Below are 6,571 nucleotides of genomic sequence, written 5' to 3'. Positions count from 1 at the left end.
TTGAATGCGCTTAATTTTGGCCTACCGCAAAAACGGGAACGGATTTTTATCGTTGGTTTCCGAGAAGCGCGGGGTTTTATCTGGCCAAAACCAGCTTTATCGAGGCAGTCTTTAACAGAAATATTAGAGGAAAATGTCTCGGATTTTTATTATGCTTCCGAAAAAATTCAAAAAAGTCGCCTGCTGAAAAGAGAGGGAAAAAAACCTGATAGTGAACCGACTATCTGGCACGAAAATAAAGGAGGTAATGTCAGTGCTTATCCCTATTCCTGTGCCTTGCGAGCGGGAGCATCCTATAATTATTTGTTAGTGGATGGTCAAAGACGTTTAACAGAAAGGGAAATGCTACGTTTACAAGGTTTTCCCGATGATTATCAAATTGTCGGCAGTTATCAAACTATGCGAAAATTAACGGGTAATAGTGTGGCGATTTCCTGCGTAGCTGCTGTGGTTAATTCTGTAATCGAGTCTTTGTTAGATGTTGAGCAAGTCTCAACTAATTCATTCTCGTTCAATCGACAACTTAATTAGGAGTTTTAAATAGTGGTAAGTATTCAAGACGCTTTTAATTCCCTATATGGACAGTAAAAGACTAGGAGATTATAGCTTGTTTGAGTCCTAATTTATGTCTCTAAAATTAGCTGACCCATTGCCTTGAGAATTTGGAGCAGATTAATTGCTGATTCAGGATACATTAAATTAAGTTCTGGCCTTATCTGATAAGTGGGGTTAGTTTCTTGTCTGAGATAGACGAACATATATTGTAAGCCATTAGTTGCTAATCCCCAAACTGAGGGTTGTCTTTCTAAGCTATTGTAGGCATAAGTCAGTAATTGAGGTAATCCCTGACGTACTTCGATTCCACTCTCTTTAGCTTCAATGACTAAAATCCCAAAAGGGATATCATTGACAGTTGCTATCGAATTATTTACCGTGACAATATCAAAGCGTCCGCTAATAGTTTTATCTTCATCCACAAGGATAATATTATCAATCCCTTCTTCAACCCTAATCTTAATCGGATAACGATAAAAACCCGCTAACCGCAATAGGGGAAATAGGGTGAAAACTTTCACTTGTCCTTCTGATGCTTTATCTTCCATCAAATAGGGTCGAAAATCGTTGCGGATTTGAACAAGTTCTAATTTTTCTGCCTCGCTGACGGTTTCCAATGCTAAAAGCTCTGTAAATGAAACATCCTCAAGCTTTTCTTGGAAATTGAGATGACGTTGAACATCAGCAAGGGTTAGTTTACTTGTTTTGAGGGTAAGCATTGATTTAGCAAGCAGTACATTGCTGTTTCCATGATAGCGGAAGATAGGTGTCTCGGCTGTTCTTACTAACAAAATAGACCCGAATTTAGGGGGTATTTTCTGGAAAAGAATCACTATAATTAAATAAAAATGGTACGCTATTTTTTCCCGATCCATCCATGACTAAAACCCGGGGCATTTGCGCCCCACCTTCGCGCCAAGCTTCGATCGCTTCTTTCTGTAAAACTAATCCTCCCCCCTGTTCTTTTAAAGTTTCTGCTAATAGTCTTTGTGCCTCAGCTTTCCCTTTAGCGCGATTAACTTCTGCTTGGGCCTGTTGTTCCGCTTCTTGGGTGATATAAACGGCTCTTTGGGCGCGTTGTTCCGCGATTTGTTTATCTTCGACAGCCCGAGCAAATTCTGGAGAAAAATTCAAATCTACCACACTGGTATCTAAGACTAGAATACCATACTTTTCTAACCGAGTCGATAGGGCATTATCAAAGTCTTCTTTTAACTCACTGCGTCGAGTAATTGCCTCCTCTACTGTTCTTTTAGCGGCGGCAATTTTAAAGGATTCTTGGGTTTGAGGGGCGATAATTTTAGCGACAATATTTTGTAGGGTGCCTTGGGTTCTTCTAATTGCCACTACTTGAGTCGGATCGAGACGAAAATTAATCGCAAAACTAGCGGATAAATTTTGTAAATCTTTAGTGGAACTTTGGGCCGGAACTTCAAATTTTTGCACCGTAACATCGTAGATATCAACACTAGAAACAAAGGGAGGTTTAAAGTGCAGTCCCTCCAATAAAACCCCGTCCTTAGCCTTTCCTAAAACACTTAAAACCCCCGCTTGTCCGGGGGTGATAATCACATAGGCATTAAAGGCCGCTAAAATGACAATAGTGACCAATAATCCCCCGATCAGGGAAAGTAAATTAATAGCATCTTTCTGGTTCACAGTTTATACTCCTTGATGAGCGACTAAAGCGAGAATTTTTACTGCGATCGCTTGATTGACAGGCATCACTGACAGACGATTTCCTGTCCTTACTAATAATAATTCATCGGCGGTAAAATTTTGTTTTAAAATTCCTAGGGGCAGCAGTTGGGGAAAAAGGCGATCGAATTCAACTTTAACCGTCCACCAGCGCGGGGAATCTGGAGAGGATTTAGAATCATAGTAGGGACTATCGGGATCGAATTGTGTCGGATCGATCATATCGGTTTCCACTACGCGCATCAAGCCGACAATCCCCGGCGGGGTCGTATTAGAATGATAAAAAAAGGCCAAATCTCCCCGTTTCATCTGACGGAGAAAATTGCGCGCTTGATAATTTCGCACTCCCTCCCAAATAGTTTGACCATCTTTTTTTAAATCCTCGATACTATAGACATGGGGTTCCGATTTCATTAACCAGTAATTTAAATTCATCATTTATCGTTATTATTAATTCAAATAAGCTCAAAAATATTTTTAGCCGTTCCTGTCAGCCTTGTTACCATAGGGTTATACCAAATCTGGTTATTAAAGACTGATTGTTTATTCCTCCTGTTGCCTCTTGCCTCTTGCATGAGTGCCTGTCCTGATATGTAGCCTATACTCAAAGGATTTAGTATTAAATATAATTCACTTTGACTGCTTTTGTAGATCTACTCAAACAATTATTGGGGAGAATGTATCTAAAAATACCTTTGTTAGCGGCAATTTTTAAGGACTATAAGCCTTCAAGTCGCACTATTCTTGGCAACCGCCAGTTTTTCCCTATAGCTAAAAATAATTTATTCTCGATTATTAAATCGCTCAAATAAGCTGTAAAATAGGATACATTGCTCTAAAAATCTCTAGCCAATCCATAGATTATCGGTGTTCCAAGCCACTCGCCGCCGTTTAGCCTTATGGTACACTGTTGTCACTGCCATACTACTGCTTTTTCTCGCTACGGGAATGTATTTTTATGTGCGCCATACCCTAGTGGATCGCATTGATGATACCCTCAAACACATCATTGAGGTGGTAAATCGTTCCCTCGTGATCGAATCGATTCCCCCGGATCAAGGACGTTATCGCGTCGATCCCCTCGCAAGTTTTCCCAGTCAGGGTAAATCCGTCGAGGACGATCATATAGATTTGGAATGGTTTGATCCCCAAGGTAATCTACTTTGGTCAACTCTGGCTGAATCCTTAGATATTCCCCTCCATCCCCACCGTCAGGGGGAAACTATTCGCTTATCCGATGATCGTCTGCTGCGACAAGTAACCGAAAGGGTGGAAATCGGTCATTATGTTTTGGGATATCTGCGGGTAAGTCATCCTTGGTTTGAGGTGACAAAACCGATTAGACAGCTATTATGGGATTTAATCGCCGGAATTTGCCTGATGATTGCCAGTGTCGCCTGGATTGGTTGGTTTTTGTCCGGTTTAGCCATTCAACCAGTAAAAGAGTCCTATCAGAGTTTAAAACAATTTACCGCCGATGCTTCCCATGAATTACGCAATCCGATCGCCACTATTCAAACTAACGTGCAAATGGCGATCGCTTATCCCCAAACTGGCCATCAACGCTTGCAAGTGATCGATCGTTTAACGGAAAGATTGGGCAATTTAGTCAATGATCTGCTCTTTTTAGCCCGTTCTGATAGTGGCATCGTCCAACCGATTGAGCAAGCTGTACCTTTGGATGCTTTATTGATGGAAGTGGTGGAAGAACAGCGTTTAATCGCCGATAAGCAGGGAATTTCCCTCTCTTTGTCGATTGTGGAACCAGACCAAGAGGATTTTTCCTACAGCGATGAAATGTTTACTATGCGGGGAGATTGGGATCAATTAGCACGTTTATTCACAAATTTAATCTCTAATGCCCTAAAACACGCTTTTTTGCCCGAATCTGAGCCTAAAAATCTGGCAGTGGAATTGGAAAAAAGTAAACGCGATCGACAATCGGTGTTACTGGTACGCGTCAAAGATAACGGAATCGGTATTCCCGAGGCTGCTTTGTCCCATATTTTCGATCGCTTTTATCGTCTCGATCCCGCACGACAAAATTCTGCCACTTCCGGGGGAACAGGATTAGGATTAGCGATCGCTTTAGCGATTACCCTCAGTCATCATGGACAAATTAGCGTCGAAAGTCAGATCGATCGAGGAACAATCTTCACCGTCACCTTACCGAAAAGCCATCAACGGGAGAAAAAAACTGAAAGGTCAGAAGCTTAAGACCTCTGACCTTCTTTATCATACCCCCAAGGGAATTCGAATCCCTGTCGCCTCCGTGAAAGGGAGGTGTCCTAGGCCACTAGACGATGGGGGCGTGGATTTCAGACCTTTTTAAATATAACAATAATCTTTCTGGGAGTCAAGGGTTTTGGCAAAAAATTTTTTAATCCCGCCCTTGCACAATAGGATAGTCTAATTGAAGATGTTATCGCCCAAAATCCATGGCTGCCGATCCCTATAAAAGCCGACTGTTCAACCTGATCAACCGTCGTTTGATCCGTCTGAAAGATAACCTCGGCCGCGTCTCCCGTCGCGGTCAAAATGCGATCGCTATTGCCCTGCAAATAGCCCTCTATCCCGTCTATTTGCTGGTACAATCGCTGCGGATGACGGCTAATCAATTGGGGAACAGTCTCCAGAAACAATTATCACCCCCCGGAAAAGATGGGACGGATGCGATCGAAGAATTTCTACAAAGCTTATCTGACCAAGAAACGCCATTTATTGGCATAGCAGCCGATCTAGAGGATCAAGCTTTAGTTTTCGTCACTAACGATCACCAGACTGTTAAAATCACCGATAATCAAACCCAAAGACAAATAGAAAAACAAATTAGGACGGCACTGGCTAACTACGCCCTGGCAAAACGGAGAATTAAGCGATTAAATCGGCAATATCCGCCTTTATTACCGAATTTTACCGACAAAAATCCTGTCTTACCCCCGATCCGTTGGTTTTGGAACCTACTACGCTGGGAACAACAGGGGCAAATAGCGATCGCCATAAATCTATTCCAGGAATCCCATCTCGTCAAAACCCCGACACCACCCTCCTTACCACTGCCTAATTTAAATTCTCAAGCGATTTTAGAAGTTATTGACGAAAAATTAGCAATTTTCGAGGCTAAATTTCTCGCTATCTCCCCCGCAATCCCCAGCAGTTTTAGTCACACCCCTAACCCCCCTTCCGAGATCGTTAACGAGTCCCCGACTATCGAGAAAAATTCCTCCTATCTCTGGGGCCTTTATTGGTTAATTTATGCGGCGATCGAGCATTTCTGGGCAAAAGAGAAGAATAATTTAGAATATAGTGCTGATTCACCCGCTTTATCGGCAAAATATCCCTTAAGTTTTCCTAATTCTCTGCTGATCAGCTTCAAGCAACGTCTCCAGGATTGGCTAGAAAAACAAACCCAAGCGGATCCCTTCACGATCGGCAAACTCATCCAAGCGGCGATCGATCACTTCTTTTCCTCTCGCCAATCCCTGACATTTTCCGCCGTCAGCGAGCAACCTTGGCTAGAATCCGCCGATATCTTGGCTATTTCTCCCCAAGACTCCGAAAAACCGCGCCTTAACCCCGCTCATCCCCTTCCCCAGTCCCATAGCACAAAAAAAGCTTTTAGTCAAGAAAAACAAAATAAATCTTTACAAAAAATCCCCCCGGCCGCCGCTGAAATTACTCCGGGAGAATCCCCCCCCACAACCCAATTAGATCCCCGCTACGCTAGGGAGATAATTCAACCAATTAACGAAGAATGGTTAGAAACCGAATCAACCCCCGTCGGCTACGTTAAACACCCCTTAGAACGGATTTTAGAGGGATTAGATGCGATTATTTTATGGGTGGAGGAATTAGTCATTAAAATCTGGCGTTGGTTGCGGTACAATCGACGCATTTCTAAATTACTCAAACGCAAACGCTAAATCGATCGGTTTTGGGTATGGCCGATCGAGTAGTCTTTCTGTTGTGAGAAACTTGAGACTTACCGAAATTTTGGGTTAAAGCCCCGTCCTTTTAGGACGGCTTTTTAAACTATAGCTTGTTAACTTAACTTTTATTGTGCTATACTGATTTTGTCTGAGTACCCCCTGCGTAAAATGTTTGTCTTAGAGTTTAAAGTTAAAGCTAAAACTCAACAGTATCAAGCCATAGACGATGCTATTCGTACTGCTCAATTTATCCGTAACAAATGTGTAAGGTTATGGATGGATACAAAAGGTACGGGTAAGAACGATTTATACCGATATTCTAAAGAATTAGCTCAGGACTTTAAATTTGCCGATGAACTTAATTCAACTGCTAGACAGGCAAGTGCTGA

The 6,571-nt window shown here is 42.3% G+C and carries 6 protein-coding genes, 1 tRNA gene and 1 pseudogene; 4 read left to right on the top strand and 4 right to left on the bottom strand.

All coding sequences use genetic code 11. The annotated features are described in order from the left end of the window. On the top strand, nt 1-531 hold a 531-nt coding region (locus IM479_RS07125; RefSeq protein WP_287687808.1), incomplete at its 5' end, for a DNA cytosine methyltransferase. A 92-nt stretch (nt 532-623) separates the two neighbouring features. Here the strand turns inward: IM479_RS07125 and IM479_RS07120 are convergent. The 3 genes from IM479_RS07120 to IM479_RS07110 all read right to left on the bottom strand — a co-directional run bounded on the left by IM479_RS07120 (nt 624) and on the right by IM479_RS07110 (nt 2,691). After that, nucleotides 624-1,274, bottom strand: a complete 651-nt coding sequence (locus IM479_RS07120) for a restriction endonuclease subunit R (RefSeq protein WP_287687806.1) — start codon at nt 1,272-1,274, stop codon at nt 624-626. Nucleotides 1,275-1,359: 85 nt separating this feature from the next. Then, nucleotides 1,360-2,214, bottom strand: a complete 855-nt coding sequence (locus tag IM479_RS07115; RefSeq protein ID WP_286825403.1) for a prohibitin family protein — start codon at nt 2,212-2,214, stop codon at nt 1,360-1,362. A 3-nt stretch (nt 2,215-2,217) separates the two neighbouring features. Further along, the gene (locus tag IM479_RS07110) at nt 2,218-2,691 is read right to left on the bottom strand and encodes an EVE domain-containing protein (RefSeq protein WP_287673001.1); all 474 of its coding nucleotides are present in this window, start codon (nt 2,689-2,691) and stop codon (nt 2,218-2,220) included. A gap of 429 nt (nt 2,692-3,120) precedes the next feature. Between IM479_RS07110 and IM479_RS07105 the strand changes: the two genes are divergently transcribed. Beyond that, nucleotides 3,121-4,470, top strand: a complete 1,350-nt coding sequence (locus tag IM479_RS07105; RefSeq protein ID WP_287672997.1) for a sensor histidine kinase — start codon at nt 3,121-3,123, stop codon at nt 4,468-4,470. Nucleotides 4,471-4,491: 21 nt separating this feature from the next. Here IM479_RS07105 and IM479_RS07100 read toward each other — a convergent pair. Continuing rightward, a tRNA-Glu gene (locus tag IM479_RS07100) sits at nt 4,492-4,564 on the bottom strand. Nucleotides 4,565-4,691: 127 nt separating this feature from the next. On the opposite strand from IM479_RS07100, the gene IM479_RS07095 reads away from it, so the two are divergent. Both IM479_RS07095 and IM479_RS07090 read left to right on the top strand, forming a co-directional pair. Beyond that, nucleotides 4,692-6,176 carry a hypothetical protein gene (locus tag IM479_RS07095; RefSeq protein ID WP_287687803.1) on the top strand — a complete coding sequence of 495 codons (1,485 nt, stop codon included), beginning with the start codon at nt 4,692-4,694 and terminating at the stop codon, nt 6,174-6,176. A gap of 174 nt (nt 6,177-6,350) precedes the next feature. After that, a pseudogene (locus IM479_RS07090) lies at nt 6,351-6,571 on the top strand (RNA-guided endonuclease TnpB family protein); the annotation flags it as partial.

It is taken from the genome of Microcystis sp. M165S2 (genome assembly GCF_020245885.1).
In the GTDB taxonomy this organism is placed as follows: domain Bacteria; phylum Cyanobacteriota; class Cyanobacteriia; order Cyanobacteriales; family Microcystaceae; genus Microcystis.
The sequence above is the reverse complement of the archived record's forward strand: the minus strand, read 5'-3'. Positions and strand labels throughout refer to the sequence as shown.

Coding starts and splice junctions, on each gene's coding strand:
- IM479_RS07120 (WP_287687806.1), bottom strand. CDS start 1,274: ATGCTTACCCTCAAAACAAGTAAACTAACCCTTGCTGATGTTCAACGT.
- IM479_RS07110 (WP_287673001.1), bottom strand. CDS start 2,691: ATGATGAATTTAAATTACTGGTTAATGAAATCGGAACCCCATGTCTAT.
- IM479_RS07095 (WP_287687803.1), top strand. CDS start 4,692: ATGGCTGCCGATCCCTATAAAAGCCGACTGTTCAACCTGATCAACCGT.